This window comes from Streptomyces sp. NPDC006743 (assembly GCF_040703815.1).
Taxonomy (GTDB): domain Bacteria; phylum Actinomycetota; class Actinomycetes; order Streptomycetales; family Streptomycetaceae; genus Streptomyces.
In genome coordinates this window covers 106,085-130,660 of sequence record NZ_JBEYJA010000008.1, presented here as the reverse complement: position 1 = coordinate 130,660, position 24,576 = coordinate 106,085, and the positions used below count along the sequence as shown (strand labels likewise).

Below are 24,576 nucleotides of genomic sequence, written 5' to 3'. Positions count from 1 at the left end.
CGGGCCGGGCTATCCTGGCGGCCGTACCTGGACACGGGGTGCCCCCGCGGGGGCTGAGATCACACCCGTCGAACCTGAACCAGTTAGGACTGGCGGAGGGATGTCACATGTCATGGCCGCATGCCCGCACCGAGCCGGCCGTCGCCGGCCCGCGGCACGTCTTCGACGGACGGATGCCGACGGCCCCCGGTGATCTGCGGATGGAGGCACGCGGCATCACGCCGGTGCCCGAGGACAGCCGCTACGGCGGCCCGGGGCGGCTGTTCACCGTCTGGTTCGCCCCCAACCTGACCATGACCGGCGTGTTCACCGGCACCGTCGGCATCGCGCTCGGACTGGACGCCGGCACCGCCCTCGCCGCCGTGGTGCTCGGCACCCTGCTCGGCGCGGTGCCCACCGCCTACCTGGGCACCTGGGGAAGCCGCACCGGCGCGGCGCAGATGCCGCTGGCCCGCCTGGCCTTCGGCGGGGCCGTCACCGTGCCGGCCGCGCTGCAGTGGCTGTCGTCCATCGCCTGGGACGCGCTGATCGGCCTGTTCGGCGGGGAGGCGCTGGCCCAGTTGTGCGGCTGGCCGTTCTGGGCCGGAGTCCTGGTGATGATGGCCGGCCAGGGCGCCCTGGGCGTGCTCGGCTACGAGGCGATCCACCGGCTGCAGACCGTGATGACGTTCGCACTCGCCGCCGCCTTCACCGTCCTCGCGGTCAAGCTCCTGAGCCACGCCCACCCGGCGGCCACGGCCGGCACCGCGCACGGCGCCGACAGGGCCGGCGCGTTCGTCCTGACCTGCACGGTCGCACTGAGTCTGGCCCTGTCCTGGGCTCCGTACGCCAGTGACTTCAGCCGTTACCTGCCCCGCTCGGCGTCCCGGCCGGGCATGTTCTGGTGCACCCTGCTCGGCATCGGCCTGTCCTTCGTGGCGGTGCAGGCGCTCGGCCTGTGGGGCGCCGCCGAGTTCACCGACCAGACCGCCCACGGCGTCGACACCCTGCTCGGCGGGGGCCCGCTCGGCGCCTTCGGACTCCTCTCGATCGCGCTCGCGGCCCTGTGCAGCAACGCCATGAACGACTACAGCGGGTCGCTGGCCCTGCAGACCATGGGCGTACGCCTGCCCCGGCCGCTCGCCGCCGCCCTCGCCGCCCTGCTCGGCTTCCCGCTGGTGCTGTGGATGCACGCGGCCGACACCACCGCCCGCTTCCAGAACGTCCTGCTGTTCGTCGGGTACTGGATCCCCGCGTTCGTCGCGATCGTCATCGTGGACTGGGCGGCCCGGGCCCGGGCCCGCGGCGGCCGCCCGGTCGAGCTGTCGCACGAGACGGCCCGCCCGCAGTCCTGGTGGCCGGCGCTCACCGCGTTCGCCGTCGCCTTCGCCGTGTCCGTGCCGTTCATGAACACGGGCCTGTACACCGGCCCGGCCGCCCGGTCCCTGCACGGCGCCGATCTCGCCTACCCGGTGGGATTCGTGGCGGCCCTGCTCGTCTACGCGCCGCTGCGCGCACGGCGTCTGCGCTGAGAGCCGCGAACAAAGGGCAAAAGGGGAGTCCGATCGGCTCGCGGCGTCCGGTGCGTGCGAGCGCCAGGCGCCGGAAGGTCCTTGTGGCGGAGCTTCAGGGCCTTCCGGCAACGCCGCGAGCGTGCGTGCCGGGCGTCGAGCCGGGCGCCCCTTCTGTGCGCAGCTCTCAGGCACGCGCGACGCGCTCGGGGCGGCGCGCCGGAGGCGGGAACGGCGCTACCACCCCCGGGAGCGCCGCGCCACTCGAAGGCGCGGGAGGGCGGGCACCATGGCCCCGACACCCGGGGCGCGGCAAGGGCGCGGCTGCCGCACCGGTCACGGCCTCAGCAGTCACACCGGCAACGAAGTGCGCTTTAGCCCATTCGGCCCCACACTGAGAAGTGCCTCGCCGCGTGCGGCTCGCGGGGCCGGGTGAAGAGTCCGCCGGTGCTCCCCTCGGGAGGCTCCATGGTTCTGGTAGCGCTGTGCACTCCGATCGCGATGATGCTCCTCCTGCTGGGGATGGACGCCTTCGAGGAACTCCTGTCCCGCTGGTCGACCGACCCCGACGAGGAGCAGCCGGAGCCCTGACACCGGCCGGGCCGTCCGGGAGCGGCCGAAGCCCGGGCAGGGGAACGACGGGACGGCGGAACAGCGCTCCGTGAGTCGTCCGGAGCGCTGTTCCGTCATGTGCGGGACCGCGCCGGAACCGCCCTTGGGGGGCAGCTCTCCAGGGCCGCGGTGCCCTGTCCGGGTCAGTTCCGCCCGGTCGCGGTGCCGTCCTCGGGGGCCAGGAGGACGGCGATGCGGCTGGCGTGCGCGACGGCGTCGCTGACCCGCGGGCTGATGAACGCCTCCAGGGCGCTGCGGTGGTGGTGGCCGAGGACCAGGAGGTCGGCCCCGAACTCCTCGGCGGCGGCGGAGATGGCGGTGGCGATCTGCGTGGTCAGACCGCCCGCGACGGCGCCCTCGGCGTCGACGCCCGAGTCCCGCAGCGCGGTGACGGCCTCGTCGACGACGGTCTTGGCCTCCGCGTCGTTCTCCAGGGGGACGACGGCGGCGAGCGTGGCCGCGGTGGGGGCGACGTGCAGCACCCGGACCTTGGCACCGGTCAGCCGGGCCACGTCACCGGCCAGCCGCACCGTGGCGTGGCGGGCGGGGCTCGGATCGACGGCGACGAGAACGCGGTGGAACATGGGCTGACTTCCTTGTCTGTACGTGTTTCTGAGTGCTCTTCGGGTGCTGCGGAAGCGTCTTCGGGTGTGGCCGCAGGTGTGCTTCCGGGTGGGACCGTCCCGACCGCACCGGGACCGGTGCGGTCGGGACACGTCGTGAACAACACGACGGCAGGGATCTGTTCCGCGAGGCCGGCCTCTCTCGTCCCCGCGCCTGCCCGCGCGCCGCCGCCCGTCCCGGTGGCGGGAAACGGCCACAGCGCAAAACCGCCTCGTCCGGCCCTCTCCCACCAGCGGTCCGTCTGCCAGGGTGGTGCCCACCGCAGCACCAACCACCTTCCGCGATCCGGCTGTTCACGCATGCCCGCACGGGCGGATCGCGCAGACGTGACACCGGTACGCACGTGCCGGCGCACAGATTCGGGAGAGCGATGCGCTCGATATCGCGAACAGTCCTGGGGGTCACGACGGCCACGGTCCTGGCCGTCACCGCGGCCGTGCCCTCGATGGCCGCACCGCCCCGGGACACCACCGCACACGAGAGACCCGTCCTCGGCACCGCCGCGGCCGCGGCGCAGACCGCGCGCGGCACGGTCGTCACGCTCGTCACCGGCGACCGGGTCCTGGTCACCGAGGATCCCTCCGGACACAGTTCCGCGGTCGCACTGCCCGCCGAGGACGGCAGCACCCCGCTGCTGCAGACCCGGCAGGTGGGCGAGGACCTCTACGTCTACCCGGAGAGCGCCACCGCCGCCCTCGCCGCCGACCGCGTGGACCAGGAACTGTTCAACGTGAGCGGACTGGTGCGGCAGGGCTACGACGACGCGCACTCCGGCGTGCTGCCGCTCATCGCCGTCTACGACAAGGCCGCCGGCGTGACCCGCGAGGCCCCCGCCACACCGCGCGGGGCCCGGCGCGGACTCGTCCTGGACTCCATCGACGGCGTCGCCCTCAAGGCCGGCAAGAAGGACGCCACCGCCTTCTGGGCGGACGTCTTCGCACCGCGCTCACGGGCGGCCCGGGGCCTGAAGAAGCTGTGGCTGGACAGCAAGGTGCAGGCCGCCCTGGACACGTCGACGCGGCAGGTGCGCGCACCGCAGGCCTGGGCCGCCGGGTACGACGGCAAGGGCACCAAGGTCGCCGTGCTCGACACCGGCGTCGACGCCGGACACCCCGACCTCCAGGGCCGTATCAGCGCCACGGAGAACTTCACCGACTCGCCCGACACGGACGACCGGCAGGGACACGGCACCCACACCGCCTCCACCGTCGGCGGGACGGGCGCGGCCAGCGGCGGCAAGCAGCGCGGTGTCGCCCCGGGCACCGACCTGCTGATCGGCAAGGTCCTCGACGACTCCGGCTCCGGCGACACGTCGTGGATCATCGCGGGCATGGAATGGGCCGTCGCCCGGCATGCCGACGTGGTCTCCATGAGCCTGGGCAACCCGGCCCGCACCGACTGCTCCGACCCGATGGCCACCGCCACCGAGGAACTGGCCCGCAGCAACAGGAACACGCTGTTCGTCATCGCGGCCGGCAACACCGGCCCGTCCCTCGATTCGGTCTCCTCGCCCGGCTGCGCGCCGAGTGTGCTGACCGTCGGCGCCGTCGACGGGAACGACGCGACCGCGTCGTTCTCCAGCCGCGGCCCGGCCTGCGGCTCGCACACCCTCAAGCCGGAGATCGCCGCGCCCGGCGTCGGCATCCTCGCCGCCTCCGCCGGCGGCCGCGGCCTGTACGCGTACCGGGAGATGAGCGGCACCTCCATGGCGACCCCGCATGTCGCCGGTGCCGCCGCCGTGGTCCGCCAGCGCCACCCCGACTGGAGCGCGCAACAGGTCAAGGCCGCGCTGGTGTCCTCCGCGGACAGCACCGTCCCGGGGGACGTGCGCGAGACCGGCGGCGGCCGGGTCGACGTGAAGGCCGCGGTCGACGAGACGGTGCTCGGTGCGCCCGCCGTGCAAGGCGGCAGCTTCGACTGGCCGCAGACGGAGGCGGACCGCACCACCGTCGAGGTGCCCTACACCAACACCACCGACCGGCCGGTCACGCTCCGCCTCGGCGTGGAGCACGTCACCGGCAACGACGGCAGCGCCGTCCGCTCGGCCGTCGCCCGGCTGGGCAGCGGGTCCGTCACCGTGCCGGCGGGCGCGACCGTCGAGGTGCCGCTCCGGCTGGACCCGGCGGCCCCGCTGAAGGCGGGCCAGTACGGCGACGTCACCGGCCGCGTGACCGCGACCTCGGGCAGGGTCACCGTGTCCACGCCGTTCTCGCTCTACGTCCAGCCGCGGACCGTCAGCCTGCGCGTCCGGCTCGTCGACCGCGGCGGCCACCCCGCCGGCGGCTCCTCGTCCCTGGACCTCATCGGCACCGACGACGCCTCCGGCGAGCGCCGCTTCAACGACGGCGCCACCGAGCAGACGTACCGGATTCGACCCGGCAGCTACTTCCTGTCCTCCTTCGTCGTCACCCCCGACGGCGACGGCCCGGCGAACGACTCGGTGACGTACGAGGGCCGCCCGCAGCTGGAGATCACCAAGGACACCACCGTCGTCCTCGACGCCCGCCGGGCGCACCGCCTGTCCGTGCGCACCGACCGGCCCACCGAGGACCGCGGCGCCACGCTGGCCTTCGCCCGGACCTGGGACGGCACCTGGCTGCACGCGGGCAGCATCAGCGGTGGCCGCGACACCCGGGCCTACTACGCGGACGTGCAGGGCCGCGCCCACGACGGCGGCTTCGAGTTCGGCAGTTACTGGCGCCGCTACGCCCCGCAGATCACGGACTTCGGCATCACCGGCGGCCCGGGCCTGCACCCGGTCACGGCCTCCACCGGCTCCGTGAACCTCGACGGCACCGGCCGGGCGGACGTGGTGGACGCGGGCGCGGGCACCGCCGCCGAGCTGGCCGCGGCGCAGGTCAAGGGGAAGATCGCCCTGGTCCGGGTCCCGGACGGCACCACCGGCGTGCTGGAGCAGGCGCGGGCCGCCGCGGCCGCCGGAGCCGTCGCCCTCCTCACCCACCACGACGCCACGGGACGCTGGTACCCCTCGGTCGGCTACACCGGCGGCCCGCTGCCGGTGCTCGGACTCCCCGCCGGGGAGGCGAAGGACCTCCGGCAGCGGCTGGCCTCGGGACCGGTCGTCCTCCACTGGCGGGCCACCGCGGTCAGCCCGTACGTCTACAACCTCGCCTTCCCGGAGAGCGGCCCCGTCGCCTCCGACCGCACGTACCGCGTGCGGGACGCCCGCCTCGGCCGTACCCGGTCCGTCCTGCACGCCATGGGCGCGGCGGGTGACTACCTGTCCACCGTCGTCGCGCACCGCCCGGACACCGACGTCGTGCTCGGCTCGGTCGACCCGGTCACGGCGCCCGGCGAGCGCACCGAGTACTACTCCGCGGACGGCACCGGCTTCTCGCAGAGCGTCTCCAGCAGCTTCCCCTGGGGAGAGAGCATGACCAGCGCCGTCCGCACCTACCGGGCGGGCCGGCAGCTCACCGAGAGCTGGTACGGCGGTGTCCTGGCCCCGGCCACGCCGCGGGACGCCTCCGGCGGGGAACAGCTCGCCGCCGAGCGGCAGGGCGACCGGATCGGCATCGTGCCTGCCTTCTGGGGGGACAGCGACCACAGCGGCGTCCAGGGGTCCTTCGGCGACCTCGGGTCCATGACGCTGCGCATCGACGGCGAGGAGGCCGGCACCAGCTCCTACCCCTTCGGTTCCTTCACCGTCCCGGCGGCCGACTCCGCGTACGAACTGACCCTGAAGACCATGAAGATCGGGCAGCCCGCGCAGGTCTGGAAGCGGTCCGTGGCGACCGAGACCACGTGGTCGTTCCGCTCCCGGCTGGAGGAGAACGTGTACTCGCGGGGGCTGCCGGTCCTCTTCCCGCGGTACGGACTGCCCGAGGACGGCATGAAGACGCTGGCCGCGCGGGACGGGCAGCGCATCACCCTGGGCGTCACGGGCCACGCCGGCTACCACCCCGAGGGGCTGCGCGCCGCGGAGCTCTCCTACTCCTACGACGGCGGCGCCACCTGGACCGAGGCGGCGACGGCCGAGCACGACGGCGTCTGGAGCGCGACCGTGGACCACGCCGGCGCCTCGGGCCGGCAGGTCACCTTGAGGACCACCCTGACGGACACGAACGGCAACTCGGTCACCCAGACGGTGACCCGGGCCTACGACGTCCGCTGAACCGGATCCCTCGACGCGGCGCCCGCAGGAGGAACTCCCCTCCTGCGGGCGCCGCTCGGCGCGCGGCGCCCGCAGGACGACCGCACGGCAGGGCCCTTGCCCTGAAGTGGGCTCCAACTCGTAGGGTCACGCCCACCAGCGGACGACACCCAAGAGGAGAAGCGCATGCGCCACCGCGTCCTGGGCGGTACCGGCATCGAGGTCAGCCCCTACTGCCTCGGCACCATGATGTTCGGGTTCATCGGCAACCCCGACCACGACGAGTGCGCCCGGATCATCCACACCGCGCTGGACGAGGGGATCAACTTCGTCGACACCGCCGACATGTACTCGGCCGGGGAGTCGGAGACGATCGTCGGCAAGGCGCTGAAGGGCCGGCGCGACGACGTGGTGCTCGCCACCAAGGTGCACTTCCCCATGGAGGAGGGCCCCAACCGGGGCGGCAACTCCCGGCGCTGGATCGTCCGCGCGGTCGAGGACAGCCTGCGCCGGCTGGGCACGGACTGGATCGACCTGTACCAGGTGCACCGGCCCGACCACCGGACCGACGTCGAGGAGACGCTCTCCGTCCTCACCGATCTCGTGCACCAGGGCAAGATACGGGCGTTCGGCTGCTCCACGTTCCCGGCGGACCAGATCGTCGAGGCCCACCACGTGGCCGACCGCCGCGGACTCCAGCGGTTCCGCACGGAGCAGCCGCCCTACTCGCTGCTGGCCCGCGGGGTCGAGCGGCACGTGCTCCCGGTGACCGAACGCCTCGGCATGGGGGTACTGACCTGGAGTCCGCTCGCCTCGGGATTCCTGACCGGCCGCTACCGCAAGGACCGGGCCGCCGATCTGACCACCGGGCGCCCGGCCCTGCACCCGGACCGCTTCGACCCGTCGGCGCCGACGACCACGGCGAAGCTGGAGGCCGTCGAGCGGCTGGTGGCGGTGGCCCGGGAACTGGGCTGTTCGCTGCCGGAGCTGGCCATCGCCTTCCCGCTCGCGCATCCGGCGGTCACCTCGGTGATCATCGGCCCGCGCACGCCGGAGCAGCTGCGCGCCGCCCTCAAGGGCCGCTCCGTGGTGCTCGACGACGCGGCGCTCGACCGGATCGACGAGATCGTGCCGCCCGGGACCGACGTGTACCAGCCGGACGGCGTGTGGGCTCCGCCGTCGCTCACGGTCCCGGCGCTCCGGCGCCGCCCGGCCGGTTCCCGCTCGGCGGCGTGACGGCCGGGGCACGGCGCCTGCGCGGCTGTCAGGGCACGGGCGTGGGCCGGACGGCGAGGACGGCGATGTCGTCCTCGCCGTCGGCGCCCAGCCTGATCAGGAGTTCGTCGCAGAACACGTCGAGGGGTTCGCGGGCCAGCGCCGCGGCGTGCCGGCTCAGCCGGACCAGGGCGTGGTCCAGGGGTTCGCCGCGGCGTTCGACGAGGCCGTCGGTGTACAGCAGTACCGTCGCGCCGGCCGGGATCTCGTCCGACGCCCGGGTACGGGGAACGCCGGGGTCCACGCCGAGCATCAGGCCCGAGCCGTCCTCCAGGAACCGGGTGGGGCCGCCCGGCACGGTCAGCAGCGGGGGCAGGTGCCCGGCCGAGGAGTGCACCAGTTCCCACCGGCCCTCCCCGGAGCTCCTGATCAGCCCGTAGATGCAGGTGGCGGTGGCCTCCCGGTAGAAACTGTGGTTCGCCGCGTCCAGGCGGCGCAGGACCGTCTCCGGGGGCTCCTCGCGGCCCACCGCGATGCCGCGGAGCATGCTGCGCAGCTGGCTCATGGCGATGGCCGCGTCGAGGTTGTGACCGGCGACGTCACCGATGACCACGGCCGTGTCGCCGCCGGGCAGGACGAAGCTGTCGTACCAGTCGCCGCCGACCTGCGCGGTGGTGGAGGAGGCGGCGTAGCGGGCGGCCAGCCGCAGCTCCGGCACCTGCGGCAGCACGGGCAGCAGCGAGCGCTGGAGGCGCTCGGCGATGTTGCGTGTCTCCTGGTGCAGGCGGGCGTTGTCGACCCCCAGGGCGAGACTGCGGACGAGGTCGTCGACCAGGGGCAGGTCCGCCCGGGTGAAGGGCCTGCGACGCCCGCCGCGGGCCACGGTGAGGGCACCGATGACCTCCCGGCGTGCCCGCAGCGGGGCGACGACGACGCTCTCGGCGCCCAGTTGGCGCAGCAGTCGCAGGTAGTGGGCGTCCAGAGGGCTGCCGGCCTGGCTCGGCGGGAGCGGCTCGGTCAGCAGCAGGGGGCCCGCACCGCGCAGGGCACGGGCGAGCGGCCCGCGGGCGCTCACGGAGACCGGCGGAAGCGGCCCTTCGTGCTGCTCGGGTGACGCCTCGCCCGGGGCCCCGTGGACGACGCAGACGCGTTCCACCTCCGCGTTCTCGGTGAACAGGTCGACCGCGCACCAGTCGGCCAGCCGCCGGGTGAGGATACCGGCCACCCGCTGAAGGCCCGCGTCCAGGTCGGGAGCGCTGCTGAGCGCTGCCCCGGTGTCGGCCATCAGCGCGAGCCGCTCCAGCGCGGAGACGCCCGCGGGGCCGCCGCCCGCCGCACGCGCGCCGTCATGGACGGCCGGCTCCGGGAGGCCGCCCGGTTCCCGGGGCCACGGCGCGGAGCGGGGCCGGCCGAGCGGGCCGGCCGGTGGGACGGGCGCGGCCGCCCTGGGGCTGAGCTGGGCGACGAAGACCGTGCGGCCGTCGGCGGTCTCCTGGGTCTGGATGAACAGGCGGATGGGGATCAGCCGGCCGTCGCGGTGCAGGGCGGGCAGCGGCACGGAACGGCCCAGGATCCGCGGCTGTCCGGTGAGCAGCAGCGACGTGAACGATCCGGTGTGCCGCCTGCGCAGGTGCTCCGGCATCAGCATGGTCAGCGGCCGGCCGACGAGCTCGTCGGGGTGCCGGCCGAGCAGGTCCGCCGCGGCGTTGTTGGCGGCGATGATCACGTTTCTCTCGTCCGCGGCGATGGTCGGCACGCGCGCGGCGCTGACCTGGCCGGCGTCCCAGGGCACCAGTTCGGACAGGCCGGCGCCCGGTTCCCGGGGCACCACGCTCCACGCCATGGGGTTCTCACCGTCGAGCTGGCCGGCGATCTGGTCGAACAGCCAGTGGTGGAAGACACGGTTGCGGGGCAGCGCCGGCAGGGTCAGCAGGCACTCCTCACGGGCCGCGTCCTCGGCCACGTCCAGCACCTCCCAGAGGGTCCGCACGGCCGGCCCCGCGTCCGGCGGCATGCCCAGGCGCAGCGAGCGGAACCCGGCCTCGGCGGGCTGCTCGCGCAGCGCGGCGGTGACGCAGGCGCTGATCAGGTTGCTGGTGTCGTGGGCGACGGCGAGGTCGTGCGCCGGCACGCCCACCAGGCCGGTTCCGGCGGCCGCGGCCAGGGTGGCCTCGCGCAGCAAGGTGTTGCGGTGCTGCTGGGAGGCCGAGTACAGGGCCTCGGGCACGTCGATCAGCGTCACGGTGGCTCCGGCGCGGCAGGGCGGCGCGGTGACTTCCCAGCCGGCCGGCCGCGGCGGCCCCTCGCCGGGGCTCAGCTCGAACCAGACGCTCTTGTGCTCCTCGCCCGTGTCGACACCGCAGCGGGAGGCCAGCAGCCCGACCAGAGCCAGGCCCTGGCCGGTGCCGGCGTAAGGCGAACACTCGTGCGGCACGAGTACGCGGTCCGGCCGCCGGTCGCTCACCCGCACCCGCACCGTGCCGCCCTCGGCGCAGGCGGTCACCTCGACCGGTGTGCAGGCGTGCAGCACCGCGTTGGTCACCAGTTCACTGACCAGGAGCTGAGCGGTCTCCACCAGGTCCGCGGCGACATGGTCGAGAGCGGCTCGTACGAACCGCCGGGCCTGCGGCACGCTCTCCGGCTCCGGGGGGAACCGTCGGGCGGACGCCCCCCGGGCATTGAGATCGCCCATGCACCCAGTGTGCCCCACCAGGGGCCCGCCCCGGCGTCCGCGTCCGCCTCCCGCCCGCCGGACGGGTGAGCGCCGGGGCGCGGCCCGCCCGGACGGGTGAGCGGACCGGCCCGGCGGACGGGTGCGGTGGCCGGCCACGGTGGCGTGCACGCGGGGCGCACCGGCGCGTGGGCCCCGGGCGGCGCGGGGCCGCCTTGCGCGGCAGGCGGCCGGAATCCTCCGAACGGTCGGGCACCTCCCGACGGTCGGACTTCTCCCGACGGTCGGGGTTCTCCCGACGGTCGGGGTTCTCCGTGCCGCAGGACCGGGTCGGCGGCGGGCTCCGGTCCCTCGCGGTGAGCGGCCGTTCCGTTCCCAGGAGGTGAACCGCTGGGCGGCGGAGCCGTCACAGGTCTGCAGACGCAGCGGCTGACGGGCCGTCGTCTGGGTCAGGCACAGCGCTCGCGGCCCCCCGGCTTCCGCCGGCGTGTGCGAGGGTGGGCGCGGCCGGGTCGCTGCCGGTGTCACTGGCCAGGCGCCCAACTCCCGCCCGGTGGTGAGGCGGGCAGGGGGCACGAGGGCTAGGCGGGCGGGGATCACGACGGTGAAGCGGGCGGGGGTCACGACGTTGATGGAGGCAGGGACCACGACGGTGGGCCGGGCGGAGGCCACGGCGGTGAGCCGGGCGGAGGCCACGGCGCTGAGGCGGGCAGAGGCCACGGCGGTGCCTCGCGGGGCCGGCCGCCGGCCCGGTGCGGACGTGCTCCGATCCCTGCGTGCCGCCGGACGCCCGGCCGTCCCGGCCGTCGCCGCCCTCGCCCGCTTCACCACCGCGACCGCTGTCCTGGGCGCCGTCCTCGCCGTGGTTCTCGTCCTGCTCCCGCCACCCGCCGCGGCGGCCGGCGGCGGTCAGGCCGCCTTGCGGTTCGAGGCCCCGGCGGCCTTCCGCATGTACGGCGCCGACGAGGGTGCCCGCGCCACGAACAGCGACTTCGCCGTGCCCGTCGCGGTCCCGGCCGGCGTCGCGGGCCCGGCCCGCGACGTCCGGGTCGTCGTGGACACCTCGGGACTGTCCGGCGTCGCCCGGGCCGTCCGGGGCGGTGCCGGCAACTGCACCGGCGAGGGCCCGGTGTTCACCTGTGCGTACGGCGACGTGCAGAACGGCGACGGGGAGTCGCAGACGCCCTTCGTCCTGCACGGCGTGGACGGTGTCGAACCGGGCGACAGCGGGACGGTGACGTACACGGCCACGGCCGGCAACGCGGCCCCCGTCACGGGCTCCACACGGATGACCGTGGGCGGCCCGGCGCTGCTCTCGCCCGGGACGGAGACGACGGTACGCGGTGTGGAGCCCGGCCGTCCCGTACCGCTGACCCCCCGGTTCGCCAACCGCAGCCGGTTCACCGCCGGGCGGGGTGTCGCTCTGCGCATCACCGCGCGGGACGGTCTCCTGCTGACCTCCCGGCCGGGCAACTGCCGGTTCGACGCCTCCTTCACCTCCGCGTGGTGCACGTTCTCCACGAAGGCCGCGCCGGGCACCGCGTACCGCACCCGGTCCCCGCTCACCTTCACCGCGGCCCCCGGGAAGCTGACGGGCACACTGTCCTACGCCTGGTCGTCCGACCCCGGCGGCCCGGACGGACCGGACGGCCCCGGCCGGCTCACCGTGCGCGGCACGGGCGCGCCGCTGACGCTGGTCCCGACGGGCGGCCGCGGCCTCACCGGCGGGACCGGCCGGGTGTCCGTCGAGACCACCGTGCAGGACGACTACGAGCCCGTGACGGCGACCGTGCGCGGCCGGGTCGGCGAGACGGTGACGGTGCGGCTCGGGCTGCGCGACCACGGCCCCGGCCGGCCCGGCACCCCCGAGGCGCTGGGCGGCTTCGAGGTGGTGCCGCCGGAGGGGACCACCGTCACCTCCGTCCCGTTCACCTTCGAGGACACGCACGGCACGTGGGCGTGCGCGCGTCCGGACAGGCCCGGCGGGGCGTTCGTGTGCGACATCGGCAGCGAGGGCTTCTCCGAGGTGCGGCACGAAGGGGGCACGACCGTCATCGGGTTCCGCCTGCGCATCGACCGGCGGGTCCCCGGCGCCCACGGCACCGTCCGCACCCACAACCCGTACGACCGCACCCCCGGCAACGACACCGCCCTCGTCCCGCTCGACGCGTCGCCCGCCCTGCCCCGCCCGCCCTACCGGGACCCGCTGCTGTGGGGCGTGGCGGGCGGCACGGTGCTCGCCGCCGGGGTAGCGGCCGGGTGCCTGCGGCGCCGGCGGCGCCCGGCCCCGGCCGAGGGCGGGCGGTGAGCCCGGGGTCGCGCGGGCGGCGGCCGGTGGGACACCGGTGAGCGCGCGGGAGACGATGCGGTTAGCGTGGTCGCATGCGACATGAGGTGACCGACGCCGACACGGCGACGTCGGTGGGCAGTGGTGACGTGCCCGTGCTGGCCACCCCCCGGCTGATCGCCTGGCTGGAGGCGGCGACCGTACGGGCCGCCGCGCCGTTCACCGCGGCCGGCCAGACGACGGTGGGCACGGCGATCCGCGTCCAGCACCTGCGCGCCACCCGGGTGGGCGGCCGTGTGGAGGTCGTGGCGGAGGCGCCCGCCGCCGCCGTGGGCCGTCGGCTCACCTTCCTCGTGCGGGCCGTCGACGGCGCCGGGGAACTCGTCGCCACCGGGGAGATCGACCGGGCGATCGTCGACCGGCAGCGGTTCCTCGCCACCGCGCCCGACCCTCAAGCGGGTGTGTGGCCCGCCAGGTAGTCCCGTACGACAGCGGGAAGGTCCGCCGGGACCGGCGCGTCCATGGGTACCCAGCGGATCCGCTCCGGTGCGAGCCGCGCCCCGGAGGAGGGGTCCTCGCTCAGCAGCTGGCACACCACCGCGGCCGGCTCCGTCCCCGGGACCCCGCCCGGCGCGCCGAGCGCCGACGAGCCGTCGACCAGGTACCCGGTGGACTCGTAGACCAGGCGCGCCGCGGTCGCCTGCGGTGTCTCGGCCGGCTCCGGTACGCCTGACGGCAGCCCCCAGCCGTCCTGGCCCTCTTCCTCCACCAGCAGCAGCCGCCCGTCGTAGACGACCACCGCCTGCACCGCGCTCCCCGCGGCCTGCTCCGCTGTCATGGTCCAGCCCTCCCGCTGCGGTCCGTGCGGCCCTCCGGCAGGGCACCGCCGGTTTTCCGCCCCCCGGTCCTCCTGCCCCCTGCGCGGTGCGCCTACCCCTGGTCCGAGGCGCCGAAGGCCCGTACCCCGAGGGGCCGTTGCCCGACCCCGCGCCCCTGCCCGTCCCCCGCTTCCCGCTTCCCGCTTCCCGTCTCCCGTCTCCCGTCTCCCGTCTCCCGTCTCCGGGTTGTGTCACACCACGGTCACCGCGACGCCGGCGCCGGTGATCGCGGCGAGCGCGTCGGCGGGTGCGGCCTGGTCGGTGACGAGGTGGTCGACGTCCTTGAGGGAGCAGATCCGGGCGAAGGTGGCCCGGCCGATCTTCGAGTGGTCGGCGACGACGACCGTCCTGTCGCTGCTGGCGGCGAACGCCCGGTCCGTCGCCGCCTCGAGCTGGTCGTGGGTGGTGCAGCCGTGGTCGGCGCTGATGCCGTCCACGCCGAGGAAGGTGATGTCGGTGTGGTGGTCGGCGAGCGTCTTCTCCGCGATGGGGCCCACGAGTTCGTAGCTCTCGGTGCGGGCGTAGCCGCCGACGACGACGAGCGTGACGTCGTGGTGCGGGACCATCTCGGCGGCGATGTTGACGGCGTTGGTCACGATGGTGACGGCGCCCCGGGCGGCCAGGACGCGCGCGATCTCGGTGACGGTCGTCCCGCCGGTCATCCCGACGACCGCGCCGCGGGGCACGAGCCGGGCCGCGGCCCGCGCGATGGCCTGCTTCTGCGGCCTGCTGCGCTCGGTGCGGTGCTGGACCGGGAGTTCGGGGCCGGCGCTGCCCTGGACAGCTCCGCCGTGCGTGCGGCGCAGCAGGTTCAGCCGGCTCAAGTGCTGCAGATCGCGCCGGATGGTGGCGCCTGAGACGTTCAGCAACCGGGACAACTCGGTGACGTCGATGGCACCACGCGCGGAGACATGCTCAAGTATTCGCGCATGACGCTCAGTTTTCAGCATGCGATGAGCATAGACCGGACAAGGGCGGCACGAAGGCCGTACGACGGGGAGGCGGGACCGGCCACCCGGCGGGAGCGCGACCGGCCAAGCGCCTTTGCCCATATGAACAAGATGCGCATCTTCGATCTGTTGACATGGCGAAAGTTGCTCGCTTTACTCCTTCCAACGCCAGAGCTGAGCACCCGGCGTCAGAGGTACGCCCAGCCGGTAGCACGGTGCGCACACCGTAAGTCCGGACAAAGTCGCCAGGATCCGTCCGCACGGACGTGGGGTCCGAGGCGGGGACGTACCCTCGCATCTTCTGGAGCTCAAAGATGTCCCTCTTCGATCGTGTCCGGCCGCACGGGCGTGCCACCGTGGCGGTGGCCGCCGCGGCGGCGGTCATCTGTCCGCTGTCCGCCTGCGCTTCGGCGAGTGCGGCCACCTCCGCGACCACCCCCAGGGCCGCCTCCGCGGCCACGGTGACCCTTCCCCCGGCACACGCCGCCTTCGACTACCAGATCGGCAAGGCCTATCCGCCGCCGTCCGGGGTGAAGGTCGTCACCCGCGACTACACGGCCGCCCCGGCGGCCGGTCTCTACAACATCTGCTACGTCAACGCCTTCCAGGCCCAGCCCGGCGCCGAGAGCCAGTGGGGCGACCTGCTGCTGCGGGACGCGAACGGCAAGGTCGTGTACGACGACAACTGGGGGGAGGCCATGCTGGACATCCGCACCGACGCCAAGCGGCAGCGGATCGCGGCGAAGGTGAACTCCTGGATCGACACGTGTGCGAGCAAGGGTTTCAAGGCCGTCGAGCCGGACAACCTGGACACCTTCGACCGGACGAAGCTGATCAGCGAGGCCAACGCCAAGGCGTTCATCCGGCTGCTGTCCGCCCACGCGCACGACAAGGGCCTGGCGATCGCCCAGAAGAACACGTCCCAGTTCTCCACCGACCGCGCCGACACCGGGCTCGACTTCGCCGTCGCCGAGGAGTGCGGCGAGTGGGACGAGTGCGGCGACTACGTCGACGGGTTCGGTGACCACGTCATCGTCATCGAGTACCAGGAGAAGAACCTCAAGAAGGTGTGCGACGCCTACGGTGACCGCCTCAGCGTCGTGCTGCGCGACGTGGACGTGACGGCTCCCGGCGACAGCGGTTACGTCCGCAAGACCTGCTGACGCGCCCGCCGCACGGCCCGCCCGGTGCGTCCGGACCTGTTTCCGGCGCACCGGGCACCCCCCGGGCTTCCGCCCCGCTTCAGGGCCGCCCGTCTCCGAGGCGTCCCGCCCGTGAGCCGCCCCCTGGTGAGCCGCTCCCGCGCCAAGGCTCCCCGCCGCGCGAGAAGCGCGCTCCGGCGCACCCCGCCCTCCGCGGCAGGCGCCCCCCGCGCGTCCGGCGGCACCCTCCCGTGCCGCCCGTCCTGCGCGGCGGCACCCCTCCCACCGCACACCGTCCCGTCCGGCACCGGCCCGCCGTGCCGGACCGTCCGTCCGCGTGGCGTCCCGCTTCACGCGTCCTCCTGGGGGCTCACATGGCCGCAGCACACCGCCCGTCCGGCGCCACCGGACTTCCGCGCCGTACGATCCTGCGCCGGGGCACCGCCCTGGCCCTCGGTGCCGCCGCGACCGCGGCGCTGCCCGGGTGCGGCGCGGCCACGGACGACGGCGTCGGCGCCGACGGCCGGGTCACCGTCGAACTCTGGCACGGCCAGACGGACACGGGCCGCGCGGCGATCGAGAAGCTGGTGGCGGAGTTCAACCGCACCCACCCCGGTATCCGGGTGGACCCGGGCGGCGGGGTCCTCGCCGACGCGATGCTGCAGAAGATCACCGCCGCGCTCGCGGCCGGTTCCTTCCCCGACGTCGCCTACGTCTTCGGCTCCGACCTGGCCAGCGTCGCCCGCAGCCCCTCGGTGGTGGACCTGACCGACACCGTGCGTTCGGGACCGACGCCCTGGAACGACTTCTGGGCGCCCGCCCGCGCCGCGGTCACGCTCAACGGCCACGTCCGCGCCTCGCCCGCCCTGCTCGACTCCCTGGCCGTCGTCTGCAACAAGAAGCTCTTCCGTGACGCCGGCCTGCCGCTGCCCCGGCCCGGCTGGACCTGGGACCAGTTCGTGGCCACGGCGGCCAGGCTCACCGACCGGCGCCGCGGGGTGTTCGGCACGGGCTGGCCCGGCGTCGGCGACGAGGACACCGTGTGGCGGCTGTGGCCGATGGTGTGGGACCTGGGCGGCGACGTCATCGGCCCGGACGGACGGCACATCGGGTTCGAGGAGAGCGGCGTCAAGGCCCTCGCGACGGTGGCGGCCCTCGCCGGGGACAGGAGTGTCTACGTCGATCCGAAGCCGGGCAGCGAGCAGATGTACCAGGTCTTCGCGTCGGGCCGGATGGGCATGGTCGTCACCGGGCCGTGGCAGCTGCCGGACATCCGCCAGGCCGGCATCGACCACCATGTGGTGCCGCTGCCCAGCTACAGCGGCCGTCCGGTGACCATCTCGGGCCCCGACACCTGGACCGTGTTCGACAACGGCCCGGCCCGGGTCCGTGCCGCGCGCACCTTCGTGACCTGGCTGTCCCAGCCCGCCCAGGACGTCCGCTGGGACGTGCGGGCCGGCAGTCTCCCCCTGAGCCGCAGCACACAGGCGCTGCCCGCGTGGCACGCGCAGGAGGCGCGGACCGAGGGCCTCGCGGTGTTCACCGAGGCACTGACCTCGGCCCGGGTGCGGCCCGTCCACCCGGCGTACCCGCAGATCTCGCAGGCCCTCGGCCAGGCGATCGCCTCGGTGCTCATCGGCCGGAGCACCCCCGCCAAGGCGCTGCGCGACTGCGCGCGCGAGGCCAACGCCGCCCTGCTCATCCCGCGTTGAGAGGACCACCATGCCCCGCCTGCCCTCCCCCCTCACCCTCGCGGACCGCGGCCCCGGCCAAAAGACCCGCACCGGCCGCCACACACCTGGCGACGACGACGGACACGGCACCGCCGCGGACACCCCGCCGCGCTCCGGGTCCGCGCGCCGCCGGGCCGGCCGGGAGTCCGCCACCGCCTGGGCGTTCGTCTCCCCCGCGGTGCTGGTGATCCTGGGCCTGAGCGTCGTACCGGTGGCCTGGTCGCTGCTGCTGTCCTTCCAGGCCGACGACCTGGTCACGCCCAGCCGCTGGGTCGGCCTCGCCAACTACCGGGCGCTCGCGCAGGACCCGCACTTCAGCCAGGCGGTGCGCAACACCCTGCTCTACACGGTGCTGTACGTGCCGTTGAGCATCGGCCTCGGGCTGTTCCTGGCCCTGGCGCTCAACCAGCGGCTGCGGCTGGTCGCCCTGTACCGCACCCTCTTCTTCGTGCCGTTCGTCGTCTCGGCGACGGCCCAGGGAGTGCTGTTCTCCTTCATCCTCGACCCCGAGTTCGGCGCGGCCAACTCCGTGCTGCACAAGGTCGGGATCTCCCCGCAGGGCTTCCTCACCGACCCCGGCCAGGCACTGCTCGCGCTCGTGGCGATCTCGCTGTGGAGCGGCACCGGCTTCTGCGTGGTGGTGCTGCTGGCCGCCCTCCAGGACGTACCGCCCTCACTGGTGGAGGCGGCCCGGCTGGACGGCGCCGGCCGCCGCCACGTGCTGCGGCACGTGACGCTCCCGGCGCTCGCCCCCGTGCTGGTCTTCCTCCTGCTGTGGCAGACCATCAACGCGCTGCAGGTCTTCGACCTGGTGTACGTGACGACCAAGGGCGGCCCGCTCGGCTCGACCACGGTGATCGTCTACTTCATCTGGGAGCAGGCCTTCAAGAACTTCACCGCCGGTTACGGTGCGGCGGCGGCCTACGCCCTGGCCCTCGCCCTGATCCTGCTCGCCGCCGTCCCGCGGCTCGCCCGGGCCGTACGGCGCCGGGCCCCCGCCCACCACGGCCGCACCGGCCCCGCCGGTTCCGCCGGCCTGGAAGGAGCCGCACGATGACGGCCACGTCCCCCGCCCCGTCCGCGTTCCCCCCGGCGCCTGCCCCGGCGTCCCCGGACCGCCCGCCGGCCGCTCCCGGACGGCCCCGCAAGAAACAGCCGTTCAGCCCCTGGCACCTGCTGCTGGCTCCGCTCGCCCTCGTGTTCGCGGTCCCGCTGATCTGGCTGCTGCTCAGCTCCGTGATGAGCGACGCGCAGATCAACCGGTTCCCGCCCGCCCTGTGGCCCTCCCGCATCGATCTGGGCGGCTACCGCTACGTCCTGGGCAACGCCATGTTCCCGCGCTGGTTCGCCAACTCGCTGCTGGTGTCGCTGGCCGCGGTGGTGTCCAACCTGGTCCTCGGCGCCCTGGCGGGTTACGCGTTCGCCCGGATGCGGTTCGCGGGCTCCCGGCTGCTGCTGGGGCTGATGCTGGCCACCATGGCGATCCCGTTCCAGCTGACGATGATCCCGACGTTCCTGGTGATGAAGCGGCTCGGACTCATCGACACGCTCGGCGCGCTGATCGTGCCGTCGCTGGTCACCCCGTTCGCCGTGTTCCTGCTGCGGCAGTTCTTCCTGTCGCTGCCGAGGGAGCTGGAGGAGGCGGCCTGGCTGGACGGCTGCTCCCGGCTGCGGGTGCTGTGGCAGATCGTGCTGCCGCTGTCGCGGCCGGCGCTGAGCACGGTGGCGGTGCTGACCTTCCTCACCACCTGGAACGACCTGAGCTGGCCGCTGATCGCCATCAACCACGACACCCAGTACACCCTCCAGCTGGGCCTGACCACGTTCCAGGGGCAGCACCACACCAAGTGGTCCGCGGTCATGGCGGGCAACGTGATCACCGTGCTGCCCGTGCTGCTCGCCTTCCTGCTCGCGCAGAAGTCCTTCATCCAGTCGATCACGTCGAGCGGCCTCAAGGGGTGACCGGCCTCCCGGCCGCCTCCCTCCGTCCGCCGCTCCACCGCCGTCCGCCCGGCAGGGTCCGCACCCGGGCCCGCCAGGGTCCGCACCTCAAGGAAGACCGCATGCAGCACGCCTACGACCTCCTCGTCCTGGGAGACGCCAACCCCGACATCGTCGTCGGACCGCTCGACGCGCCCCTCGCCTTCGGACAGCGCGAACGGCTCGTCGACAGCGGGACGCTCACCCTCGGCGGCTCCGCGTCGATCATGGCGTGCGGGGCCGCCCGGCTCGGCCTGAAGGTGGCCTTCGCCGGACGCGTCGGCGACGACGACGCCGGACGGTTCGTGCGGGCGGCGCTGGAGGAGCGGGGCGTCGACACCTCCGCCCTGCGCGTCGACCCCGCCCTGGCCACGCCGCTCACCGTCGTCCTGACCCGCCCCGACGGCGACCGGGCGATCCTCACCTCCCCGGGCACGCTTCCGGCCACCGGACCCGACGACGTGCCCGAGGCCCTGCTCACCGGCAGCCGCCACGTCCACGCCGCGTCCTACTTCCTGCTGCCGCGGCTCGCCGCCGCGCTGCCCGCCCTGTTCGCCACCGCCCGCGCGCACGGCGCCACCACCTCCCTGGACACCAACGACGACCCGGCCGACGCGTGGGCGCCCGGCGCCCTGGCCGAGGTGCTCGCCGTCACCGACCACCTGCTGCCCAACGCGCGGGAGGCCACCGCCCTCGCGGCCGCCGTCGGCGCTCCCCAGGACGCAGCCCCGGAGGCCGCGGCCGCCGCGCTGGCCGCGCTCGGCCCGCACGTGGTCGTCAAGGACGGCGCCCGGGGCGCCCTCGCGCACGACGGCCGGACGCTGCTGCGCACCCCCGCCGTCCCCGTCCGGCCGCTGGACACCGTCGGAGCCGGTGACAGTTTCGACGCCGGTTTCGTCGCCGCCCGCCTGCGCGGCCTGTCCACCCCGCACGCCCTCGAGATCGCCGCGGCCTGCGGCGCCCTGTCCACCCGGGCCCACGGCGGAACGCCGGCCCAGCCCACCTGGGACGAGGCCGCGACCGCCGTCACCCGCAACGGAAAGCACCTGTGATGACCACCCACACCTCCCCGGCCGCCACGACCTCCCTGTCCTCCGGCTCCCCGAAGATCGCCTTCATCGGCGCGGGCAGCGTCGTCTTCACTCAGGGCCTGCTGGCCGACCTGCTGGCCTTCCCCGAACTCCAGGGCGCGCACATCGCCCTGCACGACATCGACGCCGAGCGGCTCGCCACCGCGCACGGCGCCGCCCGGTACATCGCCGACCAGCGGGCCGGCTCCGGTGGCTCGCGGGTGCGGGTCACCGCCCATGCCGAGCGGCGGGCGGCCCTGCAGGACGCCGACTTCGTCATCAACATCGTGCAGGTCGGCATGCGCGCCGCGACCCGGACCGACTTCGAGATCCCCGCGCGGTACGGACTGCGCCAGACGATCGGCGACACCCTCGGCGTCGGGGGCATCTTCCGGGCGCTGCGCACCTTCCCGCTGCTCAGGTCGCTCGGCGAGGACATCGCCGAGGTGTGCCCCGACGCCTGGCTGCTCAACTACACCAACCCCATGGCGATGAACGTCCAGTACCTCACCCGTGCGACCGGGCTGACCCGCGTGGTGGGACTGTGCCACTCCGTGTACTGGACCGTCCACGACCTGGCCCAACTCCTCCAGGTCCCGCACGAGGAGGTCGTCTACCGGGCCGCCGGCGTCAACCACCAGGCCTGGATCCTGAGCCTGGAGCACGAGGGGAACGACCTGTACCCCCGGCTCGACGCCCTGATCGCGGACGACCCCCAGCTGCGGCGCCGCGTGCGCGTCGACATGTACCGGCGCCTGGGCTACTACCCCACCGAGACGAGCGAGCACTCCTCCGAGTACGTCCCCTGGTACCTGCACCACGCCGAGGAGGTGGAGCGTCTGCGCCTGCCGGTCGGGGCCTACCTGGACATCGTCGACGAGAACATCGCGGCCTACGAGCACACCCGCGACGCCCTCGCCCAGGGCGCCCCGCTCACCGTCGAGGGCACCATGGAGTACGCCCCGCAGATCATCCACAGCATCACCACCGGCACGCCGCGCACGGTCTACGGCAACGTCCCCAACCACGGGCTGATCGACAACCTGCCGGCCTCGGGGACCGTGGAGGTCCCCTGCCTCGTGGACGCACTGGGCGTGCAGCCCACCCGGGTCGGTGCGCTGCCCGCCCAGTGCGCGGCGCTCAACCGCACCTACCTGAGCATGAACGACCTCGTGGTGCGGGCGGCCCTGGAGGACGATCCCCGTTCGATCCGGCAGGCGGCGATGACCGACCCGGCGACGGCCGCGGCGCTGCCCGTGGAACGCATCTGGGACCTGTGCGACGACATGGTCCGCGCCCACGCGGACCTGCTCCAGCCGTCGCTGCGCGCCACGCTCGGCCACTGACGGATGCCGCACGCGTGCCCGGACGACGGGCGCGGGCGTGGACCTCGCGGCCCGGGCGGGACGGCCGGCTGAGGCGGCAGCCGGCCGCGCGCGCCCGGTGCGTCGCGCGTGCCCGCCGCGCCCGCCCCGCCCGCTCAGGCGGTGGCGAGCGCGACGGCCGGGCGAGCCCGGGTGCGTCCCGCGCGGCGCAGGCGAGGACGGTGCCGGGCCCCGGCGGACGGGGCCCGGCACCGTCGCGTCCTGGCACCTTCAGGTCGCGGCGCCGTGACGTCCCTGCGCCCTCACGTCCCCGACCGGGTGACGAGCATGACGATCAGGACGGGGACCAGCAGGGCCACGTAGGCGGCGGAGTGGAGCCGGTCGGGGACCCGGCCTCCCAGCCGCTTCACGACCGCGATGGCCGGCAGGGACCCGCACAGCAGCGCCGCGCCCGCGCCGAGATCCACGTAGCCGAGGCGGCCGGTGTGCGCCTGGGCGGCGGGGGCGAGGGCGTAGACGACGCTTCCCGCGAGGGCGACGGGGACGCTGAGCGGGTTGGCCAGCGCGGTGGCGGTGGCCATGGGCAGCCCGCGGCGGCGCAGCAGCGGAACCGTCATGACACTGCCGCCGACGCCGAGACTGGCGGCGACCGTGCCGATGCCGGCGCCGCCGAGCGTCGTCGTGATCCGGCCGAGCGGGCGCGGTGCGCCGTCGCCGGTGACCGCGAGGAACCCCTTGCGCAGCACACTGTCGGCGATCGTGACCAGCAGGTACACGGCGAACAGCGCGTTGAGCAGGGTGTCGCTGATCCGGGTGGCGACGAGCGAGCCGAGCGCCGCGCCGAGCAGGACGTACCCGGCCAGCGGCCACAGGTACTCCCGGCGCAGCCGGCCGGCCCGGTGCTGGGCCACGGTGGCCCACGCGGCGTTCACGAGCATGACGGCGGTCGAGGTCGCGACGGCCACGTGCATGGCGCCGTCGCCGTCGCCGTGCGCGGTCGCGCCCAGGAAGCCGTAGACGACGGGCACGGTGACGAATCCGCCGCCGAAGCCGAAGAGCACGGTCGTGACACCGGTCAGGCAGCCGAAGAGCAGGAGGGTGAGGAAGGAGGAGGTGGTGAGCACGGTGACGACGCTACGGACCGGGACCGGTGGCGGGCATTCGACCGTTCGCCAGTTTCTTACGTGCAGACGACAGCCAGAGGTAGGCTCGTGCGGTGCGCAACATCTCCGTCGACGAGGTGGACGGCCTGGACCGTGCGGTGCTCGCCATCGGCACCGACTACCCGCACGACCATCTGCTGCCCTTCCACGAGCACCGGCGCGCCCAGGTGCTGTACGCGGCCACCGGCGTGATGGAGGTCGAGACGGCGGACGGCTCGTGGACGGTGCCCACGGCCCGCGCGGTCCTCGTCCCGCCGCGGGTGCGGCACCAGGTCACCATGACGGGCGTCAGCACGCGCAGCCTGTACATCGAACCCGGCGCCGCCCCGTGGTTCCCGGACCGCTGCCGCGTGGTGGAGGTCTCCGCGCTGCTGCGGGCGCTGATCCTCGATGCCGTCGACATGGAGCCGCGCTATGCCGAGCACGGGCGGGACGCGACGGTGATCGAGCTGATCCTGCACGAGCTGCGCACCCTGGCACCGCTCCCCCTCGATGTGCCGCTGCCCGCCGATCCGGGGCTGCGCCGGTTGTGCGAGGCGTTCCTGCGGGCTCCCGACATCCATGACCCGCCCGCCCGCTGGGCGGCGGCCCTGAACGTCAGCGAGCGCACCCTGGGGCGTCTCTTCCGGCGCGGCACGGGGCTCGGTTTCGCCCAGTGGCGGCAGCGGGCGTGCATCCTGCGGTCGGTGCCCGCGCTGGCGGCGGGCACGCCGGTGACGCGGGTCGCCGTCTCGCTCGGCTACGAGAATCCTGCCGCGTTCACGACGGCCTTCCGCGGCCTGCTGGGCCGCGCCCCGTCCGCGTACCTGGCGCAGCCGCCGCCCGTGGGCGCGGGGCGGCGCGTCAGCGTGCGATCAGGCAGAAGGGATGACCCGCCGGGTCGGTGAGGACGCGCCACTTGTCGCCACCGGGCTGGTCCTGCGGCCTGCCCGCGCCCAGTTCGAGCAGCCGGGCCTCGGCCTCCTCCAGGTCCGCGACCTCGAAGTCGAGGTGGATCTGCTGGGGGACGTCCTGGCCGGGCCAGGAGGGCGCCCGGTGGTCCTCGGCCCGCTGGAAGCCGAGGCTGAGACCGTCCTCACCGGTGAGGCCCGCGAAGTCGGCGTCGGAGCGCGGGTGGAGGGCGTACCCGGTGGCCCGCTGGTAGAACGCCGCCAGGGCGAGCGGGTCGGGGCAGTCCAGGGTGACGGCGGTCGGTCTCATCCGCAGGGTCACGGCAACTCCGTCTCGTTCGCGGCCGGTTCGGTGCGGCTCAGCCTACGGGGCGCGGCCGGCCTGTGGGGCGCGGCCGGCCTGTGGGGCGCGGCCGGCCTGTGGGGCGCGGC

Annotated in this window: 19 protein-coding genes and 1 riboswitch; of the genes, 13 read left to right on the top strand and 6 right to left on the bottom strand. The window is 74.4% G+C overall.

What is annotated here, in order from left to right:
• The first annotated feature begins 24 nt into the window (after positions 1–24).
• A riboswitch (TPP riboswitch) is annotated at positions 25–118 on the top strand.
• Positions 108–1,511, top strand: a complete 1,404-nt coding sequence (locus ABZ719_RS09825; protein WP_366724694.1) for a cytosine permease — start codon at positions 108–110, stop codon at positions 1,509–1,511. Its footprint overlaps the riboswitch before it by 11 nt.
• Positions 1,512–1,958: 447 nt before the next feature.
• The gene (locus tag ABZ719_RS09820; protein ID WP_366724693.1) at positions 1,959–2,081 is read left to right on the top strand and encodes a hypothetical protein; all 123 of its coding nucleotides are present in this window, start codon (positions 1,959–1,961) and stop codon (positions 2,079–2,081) included.
• 164 nt (positions 2,082–2,245) lie between these two features.
• Here the strand turns inward: ABZ719_RS09820 and ABZ719_RS09815 are convergent, their stop codons facing one another.
• The gene (locus ABZ719_RS09815; protein ID WP_366724692.1) at positions 2,246–2,686 is read right to left on the bottom strand and encodes a universal stress protein; all 441 of its coding nucleotides are present in this window, start codon (positions 2,684–2,686) and stop codon (positions 2,246–2,248) included.
• A gap of 410 nt (positions 2,687–3,096) precedes the next feature.
• Between ABZ719_RS09815 and ABZ719_RS09810 the strand changes: the two genes are divergently transcribed.
• Both ABZ719_RS09810 and ABZ719_RS09805 read left to right on the top strand, forming a co-directional pair.
• Positions 3,097–6,861: a S8 family serine peptidase gene (locus ABZ719_RS09810; RefSeq protein WP_366724691.1), complete on the top strand. Its 3,765-nt coding sequence runs from the start codon at positions 3,097–3,099 to the stop codon at positions 6,859–6,861.
• A gap of 165 nt (positions 6,862–7,026) precedes the next feature.
• Entirely contained in the window at positions 7,027–8,076 is a 1,050-nt protein-coding gene (locus ABZ719_RS09805; protein WP_366724690.1) for an aldo/keto reductase, read from the top strand.
• A 28-nt stretch (positions 8,077–8,104) separates the two neighbouring features.
• Here ABZ719_RS09805 and ABZ719_RS09800 read toward each other — a convergent pair whose 3' ends face one another.
• The gene (locus ABZ719_RS09800; RefSeq protein WP_366724689.1) at positions 8,105–10,747 is read right to left on the bottom strand and encodes a SpoIIE family protein phosphatase; all 2,643 of its coding nucleotides are present in this window, start codon (positions 10,745–10,747) and stop codon (positions 8,105–8,107) included.
• A 739-nt stretch (positions 10,748–11,486) separates the two neighbouring features.
• On the opposite strand from ABZ719_RS09800, the gene ABZ719_RS09795 reads away from it, so the two are divergent.
• Together ABZ719_RS09795 and ABZ719_RS09790 are read left to right on the top strand one after the other, a co-directional pair.
• A complete protein-coding gene (locus tag ABZ719_RS09795) occupies positions 11,487–13,034 on the top strand; it encodes a hypothetical protein (RefSeq protein WP_366724688.1) in 1,548 nt (515 codons plus the stop codon).
• A 74-nt stretch (positions 13,035–13,108) separates the two neighbouring features.
• Entirely contained in the window at positions 13,109–13,492 is a 384-nt protein-coding gene (locus tag ABZ719_RS09790; RefSeq protein ID WP_366724687.1) for a thioesterase, read from the top strand.
• Here the strand turns inward: ABZ719_RS09790 and ABZ719_RS09785 are convergent.
• Positions 13,465–13,851, bottom strand: a complete 387-nt coding sequence (locus ABZ719_RS09785; protein WP_366724686.1) for an NUDIX domain-containing protein — start codon at positions 13,849–13,851, stop codon at positions 13,465–13,467. The genes ABZ719_RS09790 and ABZ719_RS09785 overlap by 28 nt on opposite strands.
• 231 nt (positions 13,852–14,082) lie before the next feature.
• Positions 14,083–14,841, bottom strand: a complete 759-nt coding sequence (locus tag ABZ719_RS09780; protein ID WP_366724685.1) for a DeoR/GlpR family DNA-binding transcription regulator — start codon at positions 14,839–14,841, stop codon at positions 14,083–14,085.
• A 314-nt stretch (positions 14,842–15,155) separates the two neighbouring features.
• Here ABZ719_RS09780 and ABZ719_RS09775 point away from each other — a divergent pair, with 314 nt between their 5' ends.
• The 6 genes from ABZ719_RS09775 to ABZ719_RS09750 all read left to right on the top strand — a co-directional run bounded on the left by ABZ719_RS09775 (position 15,156) and on the right by ABZ719_RS09750 (position 22,112).
• Entirely contained in the window at positions 15,156–16,004 is an 849-nt protein-coding gene (locus ABZ719_RS09775; RefSeq protein ID WP_366724684.1) for an endo alpha-1,4 polygalactosaminidase, read from the top strand.
• Positions 16,005–16,357: 353 nt separating this feature from the next.
• Positions 16,358–17,695: an ABC transporter substrate-binding protein gene (locus tag ABZ719_RS09770; RefSeq protein ID WP_366724683.1), complete on the top strand. Its 1,338-nt coding sequence runs from the start codon at positions 16,358–16,360 to the stop codon at positions 17,693–17,695.
• A gap of 10 nt (positions 17,696–17,705) precedes the next feature.
• A complete protein-coding gene (locus tag ABZ719_RS09765) occupies positions 17,706–18,773 on the top strand; it encodes a sugar ABC transporter permease (RefSeq protein WP_366724682.1) in 1,068 nt (355 codons plus the stop codon).
• Positions 18,770–19,678 carry a carbohydrate ABC transporter permease gene (locus ABZ719_RS09760; protein ID WP_366724681.1) on the top strand — a complete coding sequence of 303 codons (909 nt, stop codon included), beginning with the start codon at positions 18,770–18,772 and terminating at the stop codon, positions 19,676–19,678. The genes ABZ719_RS09765 and ABZ719_RS09760 overlap by 4 nt, the downstream gene beginning before the upstream one ends.
• Positions 19,679–19,779: 101 nt before the next feature.
• Positions 19,780–20,748 (top strand): carbohydrate kinase family protein, encoded by a 969-nt coding sequence (locus ABZ719_RS09755; protein ID WP_366724680.1) that lies wholly within the window; start codon positions 19,780–19,782, stop codon positions 20,746–20,748.
• Positions 20,748–22,112, top strand: coding sequence for an alpha-glucosidase/alpha-galactosidase (locus ABZ719_RS09750; protein ID WP_366724679.1), 1,365 nt, complete (start codon positions 20,748–20,750; stop codon positions 22,110–22,112). The genes ABZ719_RS09755 and ABZ719_RS09750 overlap by 1 nt, the downstream gene beginning before the upstream one ends.
• A 281-nt stretch (positions 22,113–22,393) precedes the next feature.
• On the opposite strand, the gene ABZ719_RS09745 is transcribed toward ABZ719_RS09750, so the two are convergent.
• Positions 22,394–23,215: a sulfite exporter TauE/SafE family protein gene (locus ABZ719_RS09745; RefSeq protein WP_366724678.1), complete on the bottom strand. Its 822-nt coding sequence runs from the start codon at positions 23,213–23,215 to the stop codon at positions 22,394–22,396.
• Positions 23,216–23,307: 92 nt separating this feature from the next.
• Here ABZ719_RS09745 and ABZ719_RS09740 point away from each other — a divergent pair, with 92 nt between their 5' ends.
• Entirely contained in the window at positions 23,308–24,141 is an 834-nt protein-coding gene (locus ABZ719_RS09740) for a helix-turn-helix transcriptional regulator (protein WP_366724677.1), read from the top strand.
• Here the strand turns inward: ABZ719_RS09740 and ABZ719_RS09735 are convergent.
• Complete coding sequence (locus tag ABZ719_RS09735; RefSeq protein ID WP_366724676.1) at positions 24,098–24,466, bottom strand: VOC family protein; 369 nt, start codon at positions 24,464–24,466, stop codon at positions 24,098–24,100. The genes ABZ719_RS09740 and ABZ719_RS09735 overlap by 44 nt on opposite strands.
• Positions 24,467–24,576: the final 110 nt, after the last annotated feature.

Coding starts and splice junctions, on each gene's coding strand:
- ABZ719_RS09825 (WP_366724694.1), top strand. CDS start 108: ATGTCATGGCCGCATGCCCGCACCGAGCCGGCCGTCGCCGGCCCGCGG.
- ABZ719_RS09820 (WP_366724693.1), top strand. CDS start 1,959: ATGGTTCTGGTAGCGCTGTGCACTCCGATCGCGATGATGCTCCTCCTG.
- ABZ719_RS09815 (WP_366724692.1), bottom strand. CDS start 2,686: ATGTTCCACCGCGTTCTCGTCGCCGTCGATCCGAGCCCCGCCCGCCAC.
- ABZ719_RS09810 (WP_366724691.1), top strand. CDS start 3,097: ATGCGCTCGATATCGCGAACAGTCCTGGGGGTCACGACGGCCACGGTC.
- ABZ719_RS09805 (WP_366724690.1), top strand. CDS start 7,027: ATGCGCCACCGCGTCCTGGGCGGTACCGGCATCGAGGTCAGCCCCTAC.
- ABZ719_RS09800 (WP_366724689.1), bottom strand. CDS start 10,747: ATGGGCGATCTCAATGCCCGGGGGGCGTCCGCCCGACGGTTCCCCCCG.
- ABZ719_RS09790 (WP_366724687.1), top strand. CDS start 13,109: ATGCGACATGAGGTGACCGACGCCGACACGGCGACGTCGGTGGGCAGT.
- ABZ719_RS09785 (WP_366724686.1), bottom strand. CDS start 13,851: ATGACAGCGGAGCAGGCCGCGGGGAGCGCGGTGCAGGCGGTGGTCGTC.
- ABZ719_RS09780 (WP_366724685.1), bottom strand. CDS start 14,841: ATGCTGAAAACTGAGCGTCATGCGCGAATACTTGAGCATGTCTCCGCG.
- ABZ719_RS09775 (WP_366724684.1), top strand. CDS start 15,156: ATGTCCCTCTTCGATCGTGTCCGGCCGCACGGGCGTGCCACCGTGGCG.
- ABZ719_RS09770 (WP_366724683.1), top strand. CDS start 16,358: ATGGCCGCAGCACACCGCCCGTCCGGCGCCACCGGACTTCCGCGCCGT.
- ABZ719_RS09765 (WP_366724682.1), top strand. CDS start 17,706: ATGCCCCGCCTGCCCTCCCCCCTCACCCTCGCGGACCGCGGCCCCGGC.
- ABZ719_RS09760 (WP_366724681.1), top strand. CDS start 18,770: ATGACGGCCACGTCCCCCGCCCCGTCCGCGTTCCCCCCGGCGCCTGCC.
- ABZ719_RS09755 (WP_366724680.1), top strand. CDS start 19,780: ATGCAGCACGCCTACGACCTCCTCGTCCTGGGAGACGCCAACCCCGAC.
- ABZ719_RS09750 (WP_366724679.1), top strand. CDS start 20,748: ATGACCACCCACACCTCCCCGGCCGCCACGACCTCCCTGTCCTCCGGC.